Source organism: Massilia litorea (assembly GCF_015101885.1).
Taxonomy (GTDB): Bacteria; Pseudomonadota; Gammaproteobacteria; order Burkholderiales; family Burkholderiaceae_D; genus Telluria; species Telluria litorea.
On record NZ_CP062941.1, the window covers coordinates 2,058,969 to 2,080,391 of the forward strand.

The 21,423-nt window shown below is 63.5% G+C and carries 18 protein-coding genes and 2 tRNA genes; 11 read left to right on the forward strand and 9 right to left on the reverse strand.

Annotated elements, in window-relative coordinates; all coding sequences use genetic code 11:
- Positions 1–140: 140 nt before the first annotated feature.
- Together LPB04_RS09205 and LPB04_RS09210 are read left to right on the forward strand one after the other, a co-directional pair.
- Positions 141–593: a (2Fe-2S)-binding protein gene (locus LPB04_RS09205; protein ID WP_193688382.1), complete on the forward strand. Its 453-nt coding sequence runs from the start codon at positions 141–143 to the stop codon at positions 591–593.
- A gap of 57 nt (positions 594–650) precedes the next feature.
- The gene (locus tag LPB04_RS09210) at positions 651–2,834 is read left to right on the forward strand and encodes a xanthine dehydrogenase family protein molybdopterin-binding subunit (RefSeq protein WP_193688923.1); all 2,184 of its coding nucleotides are present in this window, start codon (positions 651–653) and stop codon (positions 2,832–2,834) included.
- Positions 2,835–2,896: 62 nt separating this feature from the next.
- Here LPB04_RS09210 and ybeY read toward each other — a convergent pair whose 3' ends face one another.
- Genes ybeY through miaB form a run of 3 tightly spaced genes read right to left on the reverse strand, consistent with a single transcriptional unit; the run spans position 2,897 to position 5,779 of the window.
- Positions 2,897–3,364 (reverse strand): rRNA maturation RNase YbeY, encoded by a 468-nt coding sequence (gene ybeY, locus LPB04_RS09215; protein WP_193688383.1) that lies wholly within the window; start codon positions 3,362–3,364, stop codon positions 2,897–2,899.
- The gene (locus LPB04_RS09220; RefSeq protein WP_193688384.1) at positions 3,339–4,421 is read right to left on the reverse strand and encodes a PhoH family protein; all 1,083 of its coding nucleotides are present in this window, start codon (positions 4,419–4,421) and stop codon (positions 3,339–3,341) included. Before LPB04_RS09220 ends, ybeY begins: the two co-directional genes overlap by 26 nt.
- Positions 4,418–5,779, reverse strand: a complete 1,362-nt coding sequence (gene miaB / locus LPB04_RS09225) for a tRNA (N6-isopentenyl adenosine(37)-C2)-methylthiotransferase MiaB (protein ID WP_193688385.1) — start codon at positions 5,777–5,779, stop codon at positions 4,418–4,420. Before miaB ends, LPB04_RS09220 begins: the two co-directional genes overlap by 4 nt.
- Before the next feature lie 612 nt (positions 5,780–6,391).
- Between miaB and LPB04_RS09230 the strand changes: the two genes are divergently transcribed.
- The 3 genes from LPB04_RS09230 (at position 6,392) to LPB04_RS09240 (ending at position 8,341) form a co-directional block, all read left to right on the forward strand.
- Positions 6,392–6,781: a hypothetical protein gene (locus tag LPB04_RS09230; RefSeq protein WP_193688386.1), complete on the forward strand. Its 390-nt coding sequence runs from the start codon at positions 6,392–6,394 to the stop codon at positions 6,779–6,781.
- Between the two features lie 324 nt (positions 6,782–7,105).
- A complete protein-coding gene (gstA, locus tag LPB04_RS09235) occupies positions 7,106–7,711 on the forward strand; it encodes a glutathione transferase GstA (RefSeq protein ID WP_193688387.1) in 606 nt (201 codons plus the stop codon).
- Positions 7,712–7,774: 63 nt separating this feature from the next.
- Positions 7,775–8,341, forward strand: coding sequence for a DUF1697 domain-containing protein (locus LPB04_RS09240; RefSeq protein WP_193688388.1), 567 nt, complete (start codon positions 7,775–7,777; stop codon positions 8,339–8,341).
- A gap of 40 nt (positions 8,342–8,381) precedes the next feature.
- Here the strand turns inward: LPB04_RS09240 and LPB04_RS09245 are convergent, their stop codons facing one another.
- Positions 8,382–8,567 (reverse strand): hypothetical protein, encoded by a 186-nt coding sequence (locus LPB04_RS09245; RefSeq protein ID WP_193689169.1) that lies wholly within the window; start codon positions 8,565–8,567, stop codon positions 8,382–8,384.
- Between the two features lie 406 nt (positions 8,568–8,973).
- On the opposite strand from LPB04_RS09245, the gene LPB04_RS09250 reads away from it, so the two are divergent.
- The gene (locus LPB04_RS09250; RefSeq protein WP_193688389.1) at positions 8,974–10,932 is read left to right on the forward strand and encodes an AAA family ATPase; all 1,959 of its coding nucleotides are present in this window, start codon (positions 8,974–8,976) and stop codon (positions 10,930–10,932) included.
- 205 nt (positions 10,933–11,137) lie between these two features.
- On the opposite strand, the gene ybaL is transcribed toward LPB04_RS09250, so the two are convergent.
- A complete protein-coding gene (gene ybaL, locus LPB04_RS09255; protein ID WP_193688390.1) occupies positions 11,138–12,850 on the reverse strand; it encodes a YbaL family putative K(+) efflux transporter in 1,713 nt (570 codons plus the stop codon).
- Between the two features lie 169 nt (positions 12,851–13,019).
- Here ybaL and LPB04_RS09260 point away from each other — a divergent pair, with 169 nt between their 5' ends.
- From LPB04_RS09260 to LPB04_RS09280, 5 genes are all read left to right on the forward strand, one after another.
- Positions 13,020–14,201 (forward strand): lipid-transfer protein, encoded by a 1,182-nt coding sequence (locus LPB04_RS09260; RefSeq protein WP_193688391.1) that lies wholly within the window; start codon positions 13,020–13,022, stop codon positions 14,199–14,201.
- 10 nt (positions 14,202–14,211) lie between these two features.
- Positions 14,212–15,357 carry an acyl-CoA dehydrogenase family protein gene (locus LPB04_RS09265; protein ID WP_227496681.1) on the forward strand — a complete coding sequence of 382 codons (1,146 nt, stop codon included), beginning with the start codon at positions 14,212–14,214 and terminating at the stop codon, positions 15,355–15,357.
- Positions 15,358–15,426: 69 nt separating this feature from the next.
- Positions 15,427–16,578: a CaiB/BaiF CoA transferase family protein gene (locus LPB04_RS09270; protein ID WP_193688392.1), complete on the forward strand. Its 1,152-nt coding sequence runs from the start codon at positions 15,427–15,429 to the stop codon at positions 16,576–16,578.
- Positions 16,579–16,612: 34 nt separating this feature from the next.
- Entirely contained in the window at positions 16,613–17,881 is a 1,269-nt protein-coding gene (locus LPB04_RS09275) for a DUF445 domain-containing protein (protein WP_193688393.1), read from the forward strand.
- An 8-nt stretch (positions 17,882–17,889) separates the two neighbouring features.
- Positions 17,890–18,201 carry a putative signal transducing protein gene (locus tag LPB04_RS09280; protein ID WP_193688394.1) on the forward strand — a complete coding sequence of 104 codons (312 nt, stop codon included), beginning with the start codon at positions 17,890–17,892 and terminating at the stop codon, positions 18,199–18,201.
- Between the two features lie 48 nt (positions 18,202–18,249).
- Here the strand turns inward: LPB04_RS09280 and LPB04_RS09285 are convergent.
- From LPB04_RS09285 to mutL, 4 genes are all read right to left on the reverse strand, one after another.
- A tRNA-Met gene (locus tag LPB04_RS09285) sits at positions 18,250–18,326 on the reverse strand.
- Between the two features lie 61 nt (positions 18,327–18,387).
- Positions 18,388–18,464: transfer RNA gene (locus LPB04_RS09290), tRNA-Met, on the reverse strand.
- Positions 18,465–18,546: 82 nt separating this feature from the next.
- On the reverse strand, positions 18,547–19,464 hold the full coding sequence (gene miaA / locus LPB04_RS09295; protein WP_227496742.1) for a tRNA (adenosine(37)-N6)-dimethylallyltransferase MiaA: 918 nt from the start codon (positions 19,462–19,464) through the stop codon (positions 18,547–18,549).
- Positions 19,465–19,510: 46 nt separating this feature from the next.
- Positions 19,511–21,394 (reverse strand): DNA mismatch repair endonuclease MutL, encoded by a 1,884-nt coding sequence (gene mutL / locus LPB04_RS09300; RefSeq protein WP_193688396.1) that lies wholly within the window; start codon positions 21,392–21,394, stop codon positions 19,511–19,513.
- Between the last annotated feature and the right edge of the window lie 29 nt (positions 21,395–21,423).

Sequence of the window (21,423 nt, forward strand, 5' to 3'; positions counted from 1 at the left end):
AAGCCGTTGTTACGATGGGCGTAGCATACACCAAAAGCGGACCCGCCAGAGCGCGGGAGCCGGGACGCGGCACTGTCGAGCGAAGTCGGCAGGCTTGCTTTATCATGGATAAATTGGCCAAAAAGCAAAGGAATCGCCCCATGCCCGCCCTCACCATCAACGGCACCACCACCACCCTCGACGTCCCCGACGACATGCCCCTGCTGTGGGTGCTGCGCGACGTGGCCGGCCTGACCGGCACCAAGTTCGGCTGCGGCCAGGCCCTGTGCGGCGCCTGCACCGTTCACCTCGACGGCCAGCCGATCCGCTCCTGCGTGACCCCGGTCTCGGCGGCGGCCGGCAAGAAAATCGTCACGATCGAGGCCATCGGCCAGGACCCGGTCGGCGCCAAGGTGCAGGACGCCTGGCGCCAGATCGACGTGGTGCAGTGCGGTTATTGCCAGTCGGGCCAGATCATGTCGGCCACCGCCTTGTTGCAGGCGACGCCGAAGCCGAGCGACGCCGACATCGACAATGCGATGTCCGGCAACATCTGCCGCTGCGGCACCTATGGACGTATCCGCCAGGCGATCAAGATCGCCGCCGCCAAATAAGGAGATTTTGTGAGCCAAAACAAGACCACGCACGTCTCCCCGGCGCGCCGCCGTTTCATGCAACTCGGGGCCACCGCCGGCGGCGGCCTGCTGTTCGGTTTCTCGCTGTTCGGCTGCCAGAAGGACGGCGACCGCAAGGAAGCGCCGCCCGAAAAAGCCGTGGGCACAGCCAGCACCGAACACTCCGACACCCCGGCCGGCCTGGCGCGCGACGCGTTTATCCGGATCGACCGCAGCGGCATCGTCACCCTGATTATCCACAAGGTCGAGATGGGGCAAGGCACCTTCACGGCGATGCCGATGCTGCTGGCCGAGGAACTCGGCGCCGATCTGTCGAAAGTCAAACTCGAGCAGGCACCGGCGAACAACGAGCTGTATGCCGATCCCTTGCTCGGCGGCCAGGTCACGGGCGGTTCGACCTCGGTGCGCGGCGCCTGGAAGCCGCTGCGCGAAGCCGGTGCCATGGTACGCAGCGTGCTGGTCTCGGCTGCCGCGAAAAACTGGAATGTCGACACCAATGAATTGCAGGTCGTGGCCGGCAGCGTGCGCCACCAGGCCTCGAACCGCTCCGCCCACTTCGGCGAGCTGGTCGACGCCGCCTCGAAAATGGACTTGCCGAAGAACGTCAAGCTGAAGGCCCCGGAAGATTTCGTGCTGATCGGCAAAACCATGAAGCGCCTCGATTCGCCGGCCAAGACGGATGGTTCAGCCCTGTTCGGCATCGATGCGCGCCTGCCGAACATGGGCATTGCCGCCGTTGCCGCCTCGCCGGTCACGGGTGGCAAGCTCGCCGCCGTCGACGAGGCCAAGGCAATGGCCGTGAAAGGCGTGCGCCAGGTGCTGCGCCTGGAGGGTGCGGTCGCCGTCGTGGCCGACCATTTCTGGGCTGCAAAGCAGGGCCTGCTGGCTGCCGCGCCGCGCTGGGACGATGGCGCCAACGGCAATGTCTCGCTGGCCGGCATCGTCGCCGACATGATGAAGGTATCGGAAGGCGGCGGCGCCGTGGCGAAGAATGCCGGCGATGCCGTCAAGGCGCTGGCCAGGGAAGGCGGACGCAAGGTCGAGGCCGTGTACGAAATGCCTTTCCTCGCCCACGCGACCATGGAGCCGATGAATTGCACGGTCGACCTGCGCGCCGACGGCTGCGACCTCTGGGTCGGCACACAGGTGCCGGCGCTGGCGCAGGGGGCGGCCGCCAAGGTGGCCGGCATTCCGGTCGAAAAAGTCAAAGTCCACAACTATTATTTAGGTGGCGGCTTCGGCCGGCGCCTGGAAGTCGACTACGTGATCCAGGCGGTCGCGTTCGCGAAACTGACCAAGGGGCCCGTCAAATTCATCTGGACCCGGGAAGAGGATATCCAGCACGACATGTTCCGCCCATATTACGTGGACCGGCTGTCGGCGCGCCTGGACGACAAGGGTCATATCGCGGCCTGGTTCCATCGGGTGACGGGCTCGTCCATCATGTCGCGCTTCGCGCCGCCGGCCATGAAAAATGGCGTCGATCCGGATGCGGTCGAAGGTGCGGCCGATTTGCAGTACACGATTCCCGACATGCGGGTCGAGTATGTGCGCCACGAACCGCAGGGCGTGCCGACCGCCTTCTGGCGCGGCGTCGGCCCGACCCACAACGTCTTTGTCGTGGAAAGTTTCATCGACGAACTGGCACAGGCGGCCAGGCAGGACCCGCTTGCCTTCCGCCGCGCTTTACTCGATAAATCGCCGCGTACCCTGGCCGTGCTGAACCTGGCGGCGCAGAAGGCCGGCTGGGGCAAGCCGCTGGCGCCGGTGGCGGGACGCAAGGTCGGGCGCGGCATCTCGACCCAGTTCGCTTTCGGCAGCTATATGGCGCAGGTGGCGGAAGTCTCGGTCGGCCCGGACGGCGACGTGCGCGTGCACCGCGTCGTGTGCGCGGTCGACTGCGGCCAGACGGTCAATCCGGACACCATCGTTGCACAGATGGAAGGCGGCATCATCTTCGGCGCCACGGCGGCGCTGTGGAACGAGATCACGATCGACAAAGGCCGGGTGCAGCAGACCAATTTCGGCGACTACCGCATGATGCGCATCAATGAAGCACCGAAGGTCGAAGTGCACATCGTGAATAGCAAGGATGAGCCGGGCGGCATCGGCGAGCCGGGCACGGCGGGCATTGCGCCGGCGCTGGCGAATGCCGTGTTCGCGGCGACCGGCAAGCGGATTCGCAAGCTGCCGATCGGCGAGCAGTTGAAAAAGGCGTAAAAAAAGCCGGCGCGGGTGGCAATCCACCGGCGCCGGCGTTTCGTCTCGAACGCGCCGTAAACTTATTCCGCGTATGGGTCCGGATACCCGAGCACTTCCATGATGTCGCGCTCGAACTGTTCCATCTCCTCGGCTTCCTCGTCATGTTCGTGGTCGTAGCCCTGCGCATGCAGCACGCCATGCACCACCAGGTGCGCCGCATGTTCCTCGACCGTCTTCTTCTGTTCGTCCGCCTCGCGCTGCAGCACGTCCGTGCACAGGATGATGTCGGCCTGGGTCGGCTCGTCGTCCGCCAGTTCCTCGCCTTCGTTGTAAGCGAAGGTCAGCACGTTGGTGGCGTAATCCTTGCCGCGGTAGTCGCGGTTCAGCGTTTGCCCCTCGGCACTGTCGACGAAGCGGATCGTCAGCTCGGCCGGGCCAAGCAGGGTGGCGCGCACCCAGCGTTCGACCAGTTCAGGCGTGATGGTCGATTCGAGGCGGGCGTCCGGGTACTGGACGTCCAGGTCAAGCGGGTGATTTTTTTCTTGCATTGCGGACTGGAGTTGGTTTTGGCAAGGCGCCCATTTCCTGGACGGCGGTGGCTTTTTCGTAGGCATCGACAATACGGCCCACCAGCGGGTGGCGCACCACGTCGGCGCTCGAGAATTGGGTAAAGGCGATGCCCCGCACGTCTTTCAGGACGTGCATCGCGTCGACCAGGCCGCTGCGCTGGGTTTTATGCAGGTCGACCTGGGTGACGTCGCCCGTCACCACGGCCTTGCTGCCGAAACCGATGCGCGTGAGGAACATCTTCATTTGCTCGACGGTCGTGTTCTGCGCCTCGTCGAGAATCACGAAGGCGTGGTTCAGCGTGCGGCCGCGCATGTAGGCGAGGGGAGCAATCTCGATGACCTGCTTCTCGAACAGCTTTTGGGTGCGGTCAAAGCCGAGCAGGTCGTACAGCGCGTCGTACAGCGGACGCAGGTAGGGATCGACCTTCTGGCTCATGTCGCCCGGCAGGAAGCCCAGGCGTTCGCCCGCTTCGACCGCTGGACGGGTCAGGATGATGCGTTTCACGGCGTCGCGTTCCAGTGCGTCGACTGCGCAGGCGACGGCCAGGTAGGTTTTACCGGTACCGGCCGGGCCGATGCCGAAGCTGATGTCGTGCTCGAGCACGGCTTTTAAATACTGGATCTGGTGCGGGGTACGGCCGCGCAGGTCGCTGCGGCGCGTTTTCAGCATCGGGCTGACGAGTTCCGACTCGTCGACATCCGCCTCGGCCTGCTCGGCTTCCTTGACCTGGCTCGGCTCGTCGGCGCCTTCGGCTTTCGGTTTCAGCCCGGCACGCTGCTCGACCAGGGCCAACTGCACTTCCTCGATCGGCACGACCTTGTTGGCGACCGCATAGAAGCGTTCGAGCAGTTCGACCGCGCGTTCGGCATTGGCGCCGTTGACGATGAATTTCTCGCCGCGGCGGAAGATGGTCACGTCGAGCGCCGCCGAGATCTGGCGCAGGTTCTCGTCGAGCGGACCGCACAGGTGGGCAAGCCGCGAATTATCGAGCGGCTCGGGAATGAAGTAGGACGGCTGGGTCGGTTGTGTTTTCAACTGGCTATGGCAATCGTATCGAGATTGGCGACGAGTTCGCCGCGCAATGAATAATCCAGGCTTTCGGTGACGCGCACATCGACCAGCTGGCCGATCAGCGCATGTCCCGAGCTGCCCGGCGCGAAAATGACCACCCGGTTGCTCTCGGTGCGGCCTTGCAGTTCGGACGGATCTTTCTTCGACGGTCCCTCGACGAGCACGCGCTGGACCGTGCCGACCATCGCCGCACTGTACTTGCGCGTGTTGGCGTCGATCAGGGCCTGCAGGCGTTGCAGGCGCGCCAACTTGACCTCGTGCGGGGTATCGTCTTCCAGGTTCGCGGCCGGCGTGCCGGGGCGCTTGCTGAAGATAAAACTGAAACTGTTATCGAAGCCGACATCCTGCACCAGCTTCATCATGGCCTCGAAATCGGCATCGGTTTCGCCGGGGAATCCCACGATGAAATCCGAGGAGATCGCGATGTCGGGGCGCACCGCACGGATGCGGCGAATGATCGATTTGTATTCCAGCCCCGTATAGCCGCGCTTCATGGCGCCGAGGATGCGGTCGGAACCGTGCTGCACGGGCAGGTACAGGTGGTTCACCAGCTGCGGGATCTTCGCGTAGGCGTCGATCAGGCGCTGCGTAAATTCCTTCGGGTGGCTGGTGACGAAACGCAGGCGCTCGATGCCGGGAATGTCGGCCACGTATTCGAGCAGCAAGGCAAAATCGGCAGTCTCGCCACTTTCCATCGTGCCGCGATAGGCATTCACGTTCTGGCCCAGCAGCATGATTTCCTTGACGCCCTGGGCAGCCAGTCCCGCTACTTCCGTCAGCACGTCCTCGAAGCGGCGCGACACTTCCTCGCCGCGGGTGTACGGCACCACGCAGTAACTGCAATATTTACTGCAGCCTTCCATGATCGACACATAGGCCACCGGGCCGTCGATCTTGGCCGGGGGCAGGTGATCGAACTTCTCGATTTCCGGGAAGCTGATGTCGACCTGGGCCGTGCCGGTGCTGCGGCGCTCGCGGATCATCTGCGGCAGGCGATGCAGGGTCTGCGGCCCGAACACCATGTCCACATGCGGCGCGCGCTTGACGATCGCTTCGCCTTCCTGTGAGGCCACGCATCCGCCTACACCAATGATGAGGTCGGGACGCTCGCGTTTCAAGGCGCGCAGCCGACCGAGGTCGGAAAATACTTTTTCCTGAGCCTTTTCTCGTACAGAACAAGTATTAAAGAGAATGACGTCGGCATCCTCGGGCGTCTCGGTACGCACGAGCCCGTCGGACGCGCCGAGGACGTCCGCCATCTTGTCCGAGTCGTACTCGTTCATCTGGCAACCAAAGGTCTTGATAAATACTTTTTTCTGCATGTGTTTGGTGAGAAAGGAAGGCGGGAGCCGTGGCAAGGCGACAAGCCAGTTTACCGTAATTTGGTCTTGCTCACCAAAAAACGGCTTATGCATGGGCGATATTCGATGCGTTTTGGAATGATGTGTTGCCCGGTCTGAAACGATTGCCATTCTAGCCAGATTGTTAAATTGCGCGCAGGAATTAAATCGCTGGGACTAAGGCAGAGTCAGCGTTTGCTCAATATATTTCCTGTTGTAAATCAAGACCTTCGATCCAAATTCTTTTACACAAATTACCAAAAAAAATCTCTTGCGTGCGCCACAAATTATCCCCATGTGTTGAAATGCCTATGTGACAAGCTTTCCACACGATAGCTTGATTTCCAACAATGACTCATGTGCTCGGGACGGACACGAAGGGTTCGTAAGGGTCTGATAATTTGTTTGAAAGACAAGTGCGTTCGGGGGAGTATCAAGCAGGACGGATGTATGTCGGCATTGTTTTTAAGCTAGGACTCAGACTCGTTCTGTTTAATGGCCCAAGAGCGTGTCCGGGAACTTATGTTGACGGAAGCACAGTCATTAACAAAGTTCGTAGCGGAACTATTTTATTCACTTTACGAGGTAAAAATCATGGCACACCATGCTTTGTCATCGCAGGAAAGCTACAACCCCAACCACCTGCTCGACATCTTGCTCGGCAAGATGCAGCTGAAGAACGACGCGGCCCTGTCGCGCATGCTCGAGGTGGCTCCACCGGTTATCAGCAAAATCCGCCACCACCGCCTGCCGGTCGGCGCCTCGCTGCTGATCCGCATGCACGAAGTGACCGGCATGAGCATTCGCGACCTGCGCGACTTGATGGGCGACCGCCGTACCAAGTATCGCCTGTCCGACGCCCAGGGCCGTCCGAAGCCAGAAGAGAAGGCAGCGCAAGCGGCAGCCGCCCAACAGCAGCAGCAACAGCAGCAATCGCAGAACAACGAGGCTACGCCTTCGTCGTCCGGCAACTATGCGCACTAATATCGACGGCATGGCAAGTCTCATTGCCATGCCTTCGGTAAAGCCAGGCAGCGGCCCGGCGTCCTGAGCGACGCCGCGCGCGCTGCCTGTTCTTTTTCGTGTCCCGCTGGCGCTTGCCTGCCGGATGCGTTGTCGTTTCCGTTTTCCCTTTCATTTGCCCAGCTTGCCGTGCGCTCGCGCGTCCGCCACGGCCTTGCCGCGTCCCTGGCCTTTTCTGCGCCGTCCCAAGCGCTGGTGCGCCGATTATTGTATTCTCGCCATGCTTCGCCGGACCTGCCTTTCATGCAGCCCGGCGTGTCTATCACCACCAGATCAAGGACACCAATGAAACTGTACTTCAGCCCCGGCGCCTGCTCGCTGTCTCCTCACATCGTCCTGCTCGAGGCCGGCCTGGCATTCACGTCCGAACGCGTCGACCTGCGCGAAAAGAAGACCGCCGGCGGCGACAACTACCGCGCCATCAATCCGAAAGGCTATGTGCCGGCCCTGGCGCTGGACGACGGCACGCTGCTGACCGAAGGCCCGGCCATCGTCCAGTACCTGGCCGATCTGGCGCCGGGCGCGGCCCTGCTGCCGCCCGTCGGCGATGTCGCGCGTTATAAAGTCATCGGCTGGCTGAACTTCGTCTCCGCCGAATTGCACAAGAACTTCGGCCCGCTGTTCAACCCGGCCGCGACCGAGGACATGAAGGCCCACGCACACAAGATGCTCGCGCTGCGCCTCGACTACGTCGCCTCGCAACTGAACGGCCGCGACTACCTGGAAACGAATTTCAGTGTGGCCGATGCCTACCTGTTCACGGTGCTCGGCTGGACCGATTTCCTGAAAGTGAGCCTGGACGCCTGGCCGGTGCTGGGCGAGTACCGCGCCCGCGTTGCCGCGCGTCCGGCCGTGCAGCAGGCGCTGCGCGAAGAAGGCCTGGTCAAGTAAACGATAAAGTAAGAGAACGTAAGCGGGTACCGTCCCACTCCCTGTGGGCGGTACCATGAGCCCATGACGAGTCAACGCTACATTGCCCTGATCCGCGGGATCAACGTCGGCCGCGCCAAGCGCGTGGCCATGGCCGATTTGCGCAAGCTGCTCGAGGAGCTTGGCTATACCGACGTGCGCAGCGTCCTCAACAGCGGCAACCTCGTGTTCGCCGCCGATGGGGTCGAAGCAGTTGCGGCCGCGGCCGCGATCGAAGAACAGATGGTGCTGAAACTCGGCGTTGCCGCCAAGGTGATGGTGCTCAGCCGCGAGGAACTGGCCACCGTGCTGGCCGAGAATACGGTGCTGGAGCAGGCGAGCGACCATGCGCGCCTGCTCGTGTTCATCCTTGGCGACGCCGCCCTGCGCGCAGCGGTCGCGCCCCTGTGCGAACAGGCCTGGGGCAGCGAGGCGCTGGCGCTCGGCCAGCGTGCGGCGTATGTCTGGTGTCCGGAAGGCGTGCTGGCCAGTGCCGCAGCCACCGCGCTCGGCAAGCAGCTGGGCGACAACACGACCTCGCGCAACTGGAATACCTTGTGCAAGCTCTATGCGCTGTGCAATGAGCCGGCGATGGCGCCGCCAGGAGCGTAACGAGTTCGCCTCGTGCCGACTCCTGTACCTGCTTGACGCTTTACTTGAATTTTTCGCTGCTGTGCCGACGCGCCCGATAGCCGAGCAGGATCAGGCCGACCAGCATCATGGCGGAAACCTCGGGTTCCTGCAGCTCGGAAATGCTGGTCGGCAGCGCAAAACGCCGTGACGCACCGACGTTCGATTCGTGCCGAAAACAGCTCGGCGGCAAGTCGCCGCGCATCATCGTGGAAGTCCGCAAACCTGTGAAAGAAATGCGACAGGGAGTCAATCCGACAATGCCAAGCAGTCAAGCTTTTCGTCGCCTCTCATTGAAACTGTATTAACTGTTTTCCATAATGACCACGCGTGATACTGCATTTTTTGCCAGGCCGACAACGAATTGCGTTGTCAAGGTTTCCAGCTATGAGCCCGATCAAGAAATTTTAAGCGTGGCGTATACATCTGCGTTTTCTTTACGGGTATAGTCTCTCTATCCCTATTGCCCCAAGGCATCAAAATGATGTCGAACTCATATGTTCGGCATATCTACGGCCTCCAAGAGCCGCCGCCTTTCCGACAGTTTCATTTGGAACGGCAACCGCTGTTTGCACTGTCGCAGCCGCGCACCAACCATTTGTAAAGTCACGAACATGCCCAATTTTGCCCGACTTCAGATTGCCCTCAAGAACATTTATGTACGCATCGCTGCCGCTGTCCTGCTGGGCGCGGTCACTGGCATTGCGATCTATACGGCTGACGCGCCGCAGGATCCAAGCCCGGTCGTGCATTCGCAGGACATTTCTGAAATCACGCGCCTGGCCGGCCAGAAAGACAAGCTCGACTACCTGATGGTGGCCAAGCCGCTGTCGGAGTCGCCGCGCTATGTCTTCAAGTTCAAGGATGCGCCCGCGCTGCACGTGGTCAAGGTGCCGAGCACCTCGCACCTGTCGCTCGAGCGCGAAGTGCTGCTCAAGAATGCGATTCCGTATTCGATCGCCAAGGACGAGTTCCTGGCCTCGCACAAGAGCGTGCTCGACGAAGGCGGCTCGGTGGGCGCCGACGCGGCCGACTTCCTGAAGCGCCACGCTTTCGAGATCGTGCTGTTGCTGTTGATCGTCTACAGCCTGAAGTTCGGTATCCCGGGCATGGGTGCCAGCGCCACGATGATCATGCCGGACAAGCTCAAGGGCAGCATGGACGACCTGATCGGCATGGAAGACATCAAGCAGGAAGTGCTGCACCTGGAAGACATGATCCGCAACCGCGACGAGTACGCGTCGCACAACATCGACAAGCCGTTCAACGTGATGCTGACCGGGCCTGCCGGTACCGGCAAGACGAAGCTGGTCGGCTACCTGGCCAAGCGCCTGAACCTGCCGCTGATCTCGGCGTCGGGCTCGGCCCTGGAATCGGGTTACGTCGGCGGCGGCTCGAAAGCCCTGAACGCCCTGTACCGCAAGGCTTGCGCCAAGGGCAAATGCATCATCTTCCTCGATGAAGGCCAGAGCCTGTTCATGCCGCGCGGCCGCAGCGAAAAGAAATGGGAAGACGATACCGCCAACACCCTGCTCGGCCTGCTGGACGGCGTGAAAAGCGACAAGGGCCAGGGCGTCATCTGGGTCATTGCTTCGAATTTCGACGACGCCTCGACCGAGATGGACGAAGCGATGCTGCGCCGCTTCTCGGTCAAGATCAACTTCCGCCTGCCGAACAAGGGCGAGCGCCGCGAACTGATCAAGAGCTTCCTGTCGCGTAAAAAAGAGGGCCTGGTCGACTACAACGACCTCGACCTGGACCAGGTGGCGGAAATCACGCAGAACCTGAGTCCGGCCCTGCTGGAAACCGTGGTCGAACGTGCTTCGATGCTGTCGATCCAGGAAAAGACGATCATCAATACCGATCTGCTGTTCCGTGCCTACGAGCGCGCCACGATCGGCCTGACCGACCGCGCCACCACGGCCGAGAAGCACAAGCAGCGCGAGCGCATCGCCCTGCACGAACTGGGCCACTTCTTCATGCAGATCGACCCGCACCTGCGTGCCGGCCTCTCCCTGGCCGAAGTGAAGGAAAAGTCGCACCTGCTGAAGATTTCGACGGAAGCGGTGTCGAAGATCGGCGCCCTCGGTTACGTGCTGCAGTCGGGTGACGACATGTCGCTGCGCACGCTGGAAGAGCTCGAGCGCGACGTGGTCGGGCTGTACGGCGGCATGGCGGCCGAAGAGCTGTTCTACGGCGCCCGCGGCATCTCGGTCGGCGCCCAGAACGACATCGAGAAGGTCACCAAGATGCTCAACCTGATGGTCAACCGCCTGTCGATGTACTCGCGCTCGAAGATCGACTACAGCCAGTTGAAAAACGACGCCAGCGGCGAGCACACGCTGCGCCAGATGGAAGAAAAGGCCGACGAACTGTATAGCTACACGCTGGGCGCGATGCGCGACTACCGCGCGCTGATCGAGTCGCTGAAGGACACGCTGCTCGAGCAATACGTACTGTCGAAGGACGCCGTGTTCGCGCTGCTGGAAGAGCACAAGGACTTGCTGCACTTCGCACCGAAGCACGCGAACCTGAAACTGTGCTCGGAGACCGGGGAGATGGTCGCAGCCTGAGATCTGGCGTCAACAAAAAATGCCCGCTGTGCGTGATGCGCCAGCGGGCATTTTTTATTGTTGGCCGATGCGCACGGAATGGTGGGCACGGGGTGCCCGATGAAACTGTGGGCGAGGCCATTGGTCCCGCCCACCCCTACACCTGCCTCGGCCTGTTGTTTTTCGTAGGGTGGGCGCCCCGCGCCCACCGATACGCGCAGCCCTCTCAGTGCTGGTGTTCCTTCTCTTTCAGCGTCTGCATCACATACCGCGTCATGCTCCCCGCCAGCTCATGCTCGCCGAGGAAGACCTTGCCGCCCGTATCCCTGCGCAGCAGCTCTGCCTCTTCCTCGTTATGCGTACGCACCACGCAGCGGATCGCCGGATTGAGCATGGTTGCCGTCTCGACCATCTTGCGGACGTGGAAGGTGTCGGGCGTGGCGATCACCAGCACCGCCGCACGCGCGATATGGGCCTGGATCAGCACCGCCGGTTCGGCCGCATTGCCGACCACCGCCGGCTGGTCGCGCCGGCGCAGCGCTTCGACCAGTTCGCGGTTCTGTTCGGCGACGACGAAGTGCACGCCCTGCGCAGTCAGTTCGTCGGCGATGCGCCGTCCCACGCGGCCGAAACCGACCAGCACCACCTGCCCGGTCAGGCGTTCGTGCGGCACCGTCATCGGCAGTTCGGCCAGCGGATCGGGCGAAGCTTCGAGCTTGCGCACGGCCTCTGAATTCGCGCGCAGCCAGCGCTGCAGCGGCTCGATCGCCTTGAACAGCAGCGGATTGACGGCGATCGAGATGATGGCGCCGGCCAGGATCAGGCTTTGCCCCTCTTTCGGCATCAGTTCCAGCGAAATGCCGAGCGCCGCCAGGATGAAGGAGAATTCGCCGATCTGCGCCAGGCTGGCCGAAACCGTGATCGCCGTATTCAACGGATAGCGCAGGGCCAGCACCAGCACCATGGCCGCGATCGACTTGCCGAAAATGATGACGGCGACCACTGCCAGCACCTTCACCGGGCTGTCGACCAGCACCGCCGGATCGAACAGCATGCCGACCGAGACGAAGAACAGCACCGAGAACGCGTCGCGCAAGGGCAGCGACTCTTCGGCGGCGCGGTGGGAGAGGTCCGACTCGCGCAGCACCATGCCGGCAAAGAAGGCGCCCAGCGCGAACGAGACCCCGAACAGCTCCGAGGAGCCATAGGCGATGCCGACCGCGGCGGCAATCACCGCCAGCGTAAACAGTTCGCGCGAGGCCGTCTTGGCAACCCGCCACAGGAACCAGGGAAACAGTTTGCGGCCGACGATCAGCATGAAGGCGACAAAGGCGCCCACCTGCAGCAGCGTTTTACCGAGCGCATATAGAAGCGATGCATCTGCCCCCCCGGCGCCGTCGGCACCCTTGCCGCCGAGCGGACCGGCGAGCGCCGGCAGCAGCACCAGCACCAGCACCGTGACCAGGTCTTCGACCACCAGCCAGCCGACCGCGATGCGGCCGTTCATCGAGTCGAGGATGCCGCGCCCTTCGAGCGCGCGCAGCAGCACCACGGTACTGGCCACCGACAGCGCCAGGCCGAATACCAGGCCCGCACCGAGGCTCCAGCCCCACATGTACGCCATGCCCATGCCCATCGCGGTCGCGACCGCGATCTGCAGCACCGCGCCGGGCAGGGCGATCTTGCGTACGTCGAGCAGGTCGCGCAATGAAAAGTGCAGGCCGACCCCGAACATCAGCAGCATCACACCGATCTCGGCCAGTTGCGAGGCCAGCCCGACGTCGGCAACGAAGCCCGGCGTGGCCGGCCCGATGACGATGCCGGCGGCGAGATACCCCACCAGGGCCGGCAGTTTCAGGCGCACGGCGAGCATGCCGAAGATGAGGCCGAAGCCGAGGGCGGCGGCGATGGTGGTGATCAGGCTGAGTTCATGATGCATGCAGGACGGCTCCTTATCAAGGTGGAATCGCACCAGTATAAGCGACGATGCCGACATGGCCGGAAAATAGAGGATTGCCTCGGGAGGCTGGCGGGTCCAGCCCGGCTCTGGCTGGCTATAATCGATTCGATAAAGGCGGTTACAGCCACGAACACAAACAGGAGACAGCATGAACAAGGTATTCGTCACGGGCGTGGGCATGATCCCCTTCGCCAAGCCGGGCGCGAGCGCGCCGTACCACGTCATGGCGGCGGAAGCAGCGCGCGCCGCCCTGCAGGACGCCGGCGTCGACTACAGTGACATCGAGCAGGCCTATGCCGGCTACGTGTACGGCGACTCGACCTGCGGCCAGAAGGCGCTGTATGGCGTCGGCATGACCGGCATCCCGATCGTCAACGTCAACAACAACTGCTCGACCGGCTCGACGGCCCTGTTCCTGGCGCGCCAGGCGATCGCCAGCGGCGCCGCCGACTGCGTGCTGGTGCTCGGCTTCGAGCAGATGAGCCCCGGCGCCCTCGGCTCGGTCTTCACCGACCGCCCGGCGCCCTTCGACGATTTCGACGCCGTCACCGACCGCCTGGTGGGCAAACCGGAAATCCCGCTGGCGCTGCGCTACTTCGGCGGCGCGGGCCTGGCGCACATGGAAAAATACGGTACGCCCCTGGAAGCCTTTGCCCGGATCCGCGCCAAGGCCAGCCGCCACGCCGCGAACAACCCGCTGGCGCTGTTCAGGAAGGAAGTCACTGCGCAGGACGTGCTCGACGCGCCGATGATCTGGCCCGGCGTGATGACGCGCCTGATGGCCTGCCCGCCGACCTGCGGCGCCGCCGCGGCCGTGCTGGTCTCGGAAGAATTCGCGAAGAAGCGCGGCCTGCGCGCCGACGTGTTCATCGCCGCCCAGGCAATGACGACCGACCGTGCCAGCACCTTCGAAGCGAACGACATGATGCGCCTGGTCGGCTACGAGATGAGCCGCGAAGCCGCCGCCAAAGTCTACGCGCAGAGCGGCATCGGCCCGGACGACCTCGATGTGGTCGAGCTGCACGACTGCTTCGCGCACAACGAACTGATTACCTATGAAGCCCTCGGCCTGTGCCCGGAAGGCGGCGCGGACAAATTCATCCGCGACGGCGACAACACCTATGGCGGCAAGGTCGTCACCAATCCCTCGGGCGGCCTGCTCTCAAAAGGACACCCGCTCGGCGCCACGGGCCTGGCCCAGTGTTTTGAACTGACCCACCAGCTGCGCGGCAGCGCCGGCGCCCGCCAGGTGGCGAATGCACGCACGGCTCTTCAGCACAACCTGGGCCTGGGCGGCGCCTGCGTGGTCACCCTGTACCAGGCGGCGTAAGGAGAGGCGCATGGAACTGATGACGCCCTCCTGGATGAACCCGGAACTGGACAGCTTCCGCGACGCGGTGCGCCGCTTCGTGGCGACTGAAGTCGCCCCGCACGGCGAGCGCTGGCGCCACCAGCAGCACGTCGACCGCGCGCTCTGGCACAAGGCCGGAGAGATGGGCCTGCTGGCGGCCGACATCCCCGAAGAATACGGTGGCTCGGGCGGCAACTTCGCCCACATGGCCATCGTGTTCGAAGAGCTGGGTTATGCCGGCGACATGGCGTTTGGTCTGCACGTACACGCCATCGTTGCGCACTACCTGCTCAATCAGGGCACCGAAGAACAGAAACAACGCTACCTGCCGCGGCTCGCCAGCGGCGAGATGATCACGGCGATCGCGATGTCGGAACCGGGCGCCGGCTCCGACCTGAAAGGCATCCGCACTACGGCCGTCAAAGGCAGCAATGGCTACCGCCTGAACGGCTCGAAGACCTTCATTTCGAACGGTTATCTGGCCGACCTGATTCTGGTCGTCGTCAAAACCGATCCGGCCGCCGGCGCCAAGGGCATCTCGCTGATGCTGCTCGAGACGAAGGACAATCCGGGCTTCCGGGTCGGACGCATCCTGGAAAAGGTCGGGCAGAAGGGCCAGGACACCTGCGAGCTGTTCTTCGATGACGCGCGCGTGGCGCCCGACGGCGTGCTCGGTGGCGAAGAGGGCAGGGGTTTTATCCAGCTGATGACGGAGCTGCCGTATGAACGCACCATCATCGGGGTGGCCGGTGTCGCCGCGATCGAACGCGCGCTGCAGCTCACGGTCGACCATGCAAAGGAGCGCAAGGCCTTCGGCCAGGCCCTGATCGAGATGCAGAACACGCGTTTCGTGCTCGCCGAAATCAAGACCGAAGCGACGGTGGCGCGCATCTTCATCGATCGCTGCGTGGAAGACATGCTGGCTGGGCGCATGGACACCGTGCGCGCCTCGATGGCGAAGTACTGGATCTCGGATTTGCAGTGCAAGGTCGTCGATCAGTGCGTCCAGCTGTTCGGCGGCTACGGCTACATGCTCGAATACCCGATCGCCCAGATGTACGTCGACGCGCGCGTGCAGCGCATCTACGGCGGCGCCAACGAGATCATGAAAGAGATCATCGCCCGTTCGCTGTAATCTGCCCCTGGTTTTCGTAGGGTGGGCTCCGCCCACGCGGTACAACGCATCCGAGTCGAGGAGTCATTCATGCCAGGTCCACTAGCAGGCATCAAAGTCATCGAAATGGTCGGCCTCGGCCCCTGTCCCTTCGCCGCCATGATGCTGGCCGACATGGGCGCCGAGGTGATCCGTATCGACCGCAAAACCAAACCCGGCGCCGACAACCCGTTCCCGATGCTGGGCACGAAATTCGACGTCATGGCCCGCGGCCGCCGCTCGCTCGCGCTCGACCTGAAAAAGCCGGAAGCACGCGCAGTCGTGCTGCAACTGGCCGAACAGGCCGACATCCTGATCGAGGGTTTCCGCCCCGGCGTGATGGAACGCCTCGGCCTCGGCCCCGACGCCTGCCTGGCGCGCAACCCGAAGCTGGTGTTCGGGCGCATCACCGGCTGGGGCCAGACCGGCCCGCTGGCGCAAGCCGCCGGCCACGACCTGAACTACATCGCCCTGTCCGGCATGCTGCACGCGATGGGGCGCGCCGACACGCCGCCAAGCCCGCCCCTGAACCTGGTCGGCGACTTCGGCGGCGGCGCCATGATGCTGGCCTTCGGCGTCGTCTGCGCGGCGCTGGAAGCGAAGACCTCGGGCAAGGGCCAGGTGGTCGACGCCGCCATGACCGACGGCTCGGCCCTGCTGGGCGCCATGATGTACGGTCTGCGCGCCTTTGGCTCATGGACTGACGCGCGCGAAGCCAACATGCTCGACGGCGGCGCGCCGTTCTACGATACCTATGCCTGCCGCGACGGCAAATTCCTGTCGGTGGGCGCGATCGAGCCGCAATTCTATGCGCAGCTGCTGGAGATCACCGGGGCCGCTGACCCGGATTTCGCAAAACAGTGGAGCCAGAAGCGCTGGCCGGAACTGAAAACGAAATTCGCGGCGCTGTTCGCCACCCGCACACGCGACGAGTGGTGCCAGATATTGGAAGGGACCGACGCCTGCGTCGCGCCGGTGCTCGACATGGCGGAAGCGCCGGGCCACCCGCACAATGCGGCGCGCGCCACGTTCGTCGAGATCGACGGCGTGATCCAGCCGGCGCCGGCGCCGCGTTTCAGCCGCACCCAGGCCGAAGCAGGGCAGGCCGCCGCCGCACCCGGGCAGCACAGCGCCGCCGTGCTCGCGGACTGGGGTTTTAGTCAGGAATCAATCGAAACGCTGAAAGGCGCCGGGGTCATATAGGATTGCTACGGTAGAGACAAGCTGCCGTGCACATATGACCAAGGAACGTGAACTCGACAAATCGAAACGGCTGGCGCTGGGCTTTTTCATCGGCGCCGCGCTGCTCTTCGTCCTGAGCTTTTTCCTGCCCCAGAACTGGTGGACGGGATTACTCAAAGCCTTTGCCGAAGCGGCGATGGTCGGCGCCCTGGCCGACTGGTTCGCCGTGGTCGCGCTGTTCAGGCGGGTGCCGATTCCGATCGTCTCGCGCCATACCAACATCATCCCCAACAACAAGGCCAAGATCGCCGACAACCTTGCGCTCTTCGTGCACGAAAAATTCCTCGATACCGAATCGATCGTGCGCCTGATCCAGAAACACGACCCGGCGCAGAAAGTGGCCGACTGGCTGACCAAACCGGCCAATACCCGGCACATGGGCAGCTACCTGGTCAAAACCGCGGGCTGGATGCTCGACTTCACCGAAGACGCGGCGATCCAGAATTTCATGCGCAAAGCCGTGCACACGATGGTCGGCAGCGTCGATTTATCCAGATCGGCCGGCACCATCCTGGAAAGTCTCACCAAAGGCGGACGCCACCAGGAGTTGCTGAACGAGGGCATTTACCAGCTCGCCAAGCTGCTGGATAACGAAGAAACCCAGGCGACGATCGCGCAGGGTATCGTCGACTGGCTGAAGGAGGAATATGCGCTGGTCGAAAAAATGCTGCCGTCCGAACTCATTGGCCGCAAGGGCGCCGATATCGCGGTCAAACTGGCCTTCGGCATCCTCAGTAAGGTGTCGCGCGACCCGGATCACCCGCTGCGCCAGCGTTTCGACGAGTTCACCGCCGAATTCATCGAGCGCCTGAAAGCGGACCCGCAATTCTCGGAAAAGAGCGAGGAGATCAAGCACTACTTGCTGAACGATGACACGCTCAACAATTATCTGGCATCGCTGTGGGGCGACCTGAAGGCATGGCTCAAGAAAGACCTGGAGAGCGACACCTCGACTTTGCGTGCGCGCCTGGAAGCGACCGGCGCCTGGCTGGGTAAAACCCTGGCCGAGGATCCGCAATTGCGCCAATCGCTCAACGAGAACCTGGAACTGGCGGCGCGCGCGGCGGCGCCGGAATTTGCCGTTTATCTCACGCGGCACATTGCCGATACCGTGAAAAACTGGGACAGCGCCGAGATGTCGGAACAGATCGAACTGAATATCGGCAAGGATCTGCAGTTCATTCGTATTAATGGCACCATCGTCGGCGGCCTGATCGGGGTTATCCTCTACCTGCTGTCTTCGCTGCCAGGAATCGTCCACTAGGAGAAGTCATGGAACAGGCATTGGATGCATGGCTTGCCGCCCATCCCGATATCGAAGCAATTCCCGGCCGCGACCTGTTCATCGTCGCGCGCTACCTGATTCCGATGGAAGCGAGCCTGATGCAAGGCTGCATGGAAGCGTCCGGCATCCCGGCGGTGCTGGCCGATGCGCACCTGATGCAGGCCGATTTGCTGCTGGCGCCGGCCCTGGGCGGGGTACGCATCCTGGTCCCGGCGTCCTTCGTGCAGCAGGCGCAGTCGGTGATCGAAGCCTTCAAGCGGGGCGACTTCGCACTCGACGACAATAGCGACGTCGAATAAAAAAGCCACCGGTTCTCGCGAAGCGGTGGCTTTTTGAACGACTGCGTTTGGTGGTGATAGGTGGACTTGAACCACCGACCCCAGCATTATGAGTGCTGTGCTCTAACCAACTGAGCTATATCACCGAAACTCTGTATAGCAAAATGGCCCGACTCGCATGAGCCAAGCCATTTGCCTGGAATTCTGTGGTGGTGATAGGTGGACTTGAACCACCGACCCCAGCATTATGAGTGCTGTGCTCTAACCAACTGAGCTATATCACCAAAAGAGAACGCTATTATCCAAGGCCCGGCGCCTTGTGTCAAGGCTGTGTACACCGAGCAAGCACGGTTGTGCGCAGTGCTGCTAACTTGGCAAGCCCTTCAGCTGCGTCAGGATTTCTCCCGTCGGGTCGCGCCCGAGGCAGTCGACGACGATCCGGTCCGGCATCGCGCGCAGCCAGGTCAACTGGCGCTTGGCGAGCTGGCGGGTGGCGATGATGCCGGTCTCGCGCAGGCCCGCGCGGTCGATCTTGCCGTCCAGGTAGTCCCAGCTCTGGCGGTAGCCGACGCAGCGCATCGACGGTAAATTCGGCGACAGGTTGCCCCGTGCGCGCAGGCGCGCCACCTCCGCCACGATGCCGTCGTCGTCGGAGTCGCCCAGCATCTGGTCGAAACGCAGCGCGATCCGCTTGTGCAGCACCGCGCGATCGGACGGCTCCAAAGCGAACGAGACGAGATCGAAAGGCAGTTCCGGTTTCTCGCGCCGCGCCAGCAGGGACGACATCGGCTGGCCCGTCAATTCGATGATTTCCAGCGCGCGGTTGATGCGCTGGGCGTCGTTCGGCGCCAGGCGCTCGGCCGTGACCGGGTCGAGTGCGCGCAGTTTGTCGTGCATGCCCGGCCAGCCGATGCGTGCGGCTTCGGCATCGAGCGCAGCACGCACGCCGGCATCGGCGGTGGGTAAATCGTCCAGGCCGTCGGCCAGCCCCTTAAAGTACATCATCGTGCCGCCGACCAGCAGCGGCAGCTTGCCGCGCGCGCTGATCTCGGCCACCAGGCGCAGGGTGTCGGTCCTGAACTGCATCACCGAATAGGCGTCGAGCGGGTCGATGATGTCGATCAGGTGGTGCGGCGCGCTCGCCAATTCTTCCGCCGTCGGTTTCGCCGTACCGATGTCCATCTCGCGGTACACGAGGGCGGAGTCGACCGAGATGATCTCGACCGGCTGTTCACGTGCGATGGCGAGGGCGGCTGCGGTCTTGCCCGACGCGGTCGGGCCCATGATCGCCACCGCCAGAGGCTTGGCGTCGCTTGCTTTCACGATCATCTTATTGGCCGCGCAGGAAAAGTTTGTCGAGCGCGGAGATGTCGAGCTGGACCCAGGTCGGGCGGCCGTGGTTGCACTGGTCGGCGCGCTCGGTGTGTTCCATCTGGCGCAGCAGCGCGTTCATTTCCTGTGTCGCCAGGATGCGGTTGGCGCGCACGGCCGTGTGGCAGGCGAGGGTGCCGAGCAACTCGTTCCTGCGCTCGATCAGCACCCGCGAGCCGCCGAATTCGCGCACGTCGCGCAGCACGTCGCGCGCCAGGGTCTGGGCGTCGGCATTTTTCAGCAGCGTCGGCACCGCGCGCACGGCCAGCGTCGTCGGCGACAGCGCGGCGATGTCGAAGCCCAGCGCCTTTAATGTCTCCTGGTGGTCGGTGGCGGTGGCGACCTCGATCGCGTCGGCAAAGAAGGTCACCGGAATCAGGAGCGACTGCACCTGCATGTCCTGGCCGTCGACCTGGGCGTCGAGCGCGTTCTTCAGCTGCTCGTACAGGATGCGTTCGTGCGCGGCGTGCATGTCGACCAGCACCAGGCCCTTCGTGTTCTGGGCCAGGATGTAGATGCCGTGCAGCTGGGCCAGCGCGAAGCCGAGCGGGAAGTCGTCGTTGCTGGGCGCGGTCGAGGTGGCCGGCATCGGCATCGCCGCCGCTGAGGCAGGGCGCTGTGCGGAATCGGCGAACAGGGCGCCGTAATTGGCCGTGCTCTGCGCGACGCCCTGCGTGGCCGGCGCATCCCAGCGGCTGCCCGGCGGGAAGGGAGAGGGCGAGAAGCTCGGCGCCAGCTGGGCGCCGAAGCCGGTCTGCTCGTGCGGACGGCGCCAGTCGGTGCCGCTCGGCGTGATCTCGGCGGCCGTGATCGGCGCCGGCACGCTGCCGTGGGCGGTGGCGGAGGTCGCCGCCAGCGCGCGCTGCACCGCGTGGAACACGAACTGGTGCACCGCGCGGCTGTCGCGGAAGCGCACTTCGATTTTGGACGGGTGGACGTTGACGTCGACCAGCGCCGGATCGAGATCGAGCGCCAGCACGTACGAGGGGAAGCGGTCGCCGTGCAGTACGTCCTGGTAGGCGGCGCGCACCGCATGTACCAGCAACTTGTCGCGCACGTAGCGCCCGTTCACGTAGAAGAACTGGCCGTCGGCGCGCGCCTTCGAGGCCGTCGGCAGGCCGGCATAGCCGTGCAGGCGCAGGGGGCCGGCCGCTTCGTCGATGTTCAGGCGCGCCTCGGCGAAATCGCTGCCGAGGATCTGGGCGCTCCTTCTCGCCATCTCGCACACATTCCAGTGGTCGATCGTGCGTCCGTTGTGGGTCAGGCTGAACGACACGTCCGGCCGCGCCAGCGCGATGCGGCGCACGACTTCGGCGCAGTGGCCGTATTCGGTCTGTTCGGATTTCAAAAACTTGCGGCGCGCCGGCGTATTGAAGTACAGGTCCTGCACGTCGATCGTGGTGCCGCAGGGGCCCGACGAAGGTGCGACCGTGCCCAGGTGCGAGCCGACGATTTCCCAGGCGTGCGGCGCGTCGGCCGTGCGCGAGGTGATCGACACCGCCGCCACCGACGCGATCGAGGCGAGCGCCTCGCCGCGGAAGCCGAGCGTGGCCACGTTTTCCAGGTCGGTCAGCGAGGCGATCTTCGAGGTGGCGTGGCGGGACAGGGCCAGCGGCAGCTGCTCGGGCGCGATGCCGCGGCCGTTGTCGGTGATGGCGATGCGCTTGACGCCGCCTTCTTCGAGCCGGATCGTGATCTGGGTCGCGCCCGCGTCGAGCGCATTTTCCAGCAGCTCCTTGACCACGGCCGAGGGCCGTTCGACCACCTCGCCGGCGGCGATCTGCGAGATCAGCTGGTCGTTCAGCTGCTGGATGGGACGGTGGGTGGGGACGGGCGCGTTCATGCAGCGATTATATCCCGGCGCCCACCGGC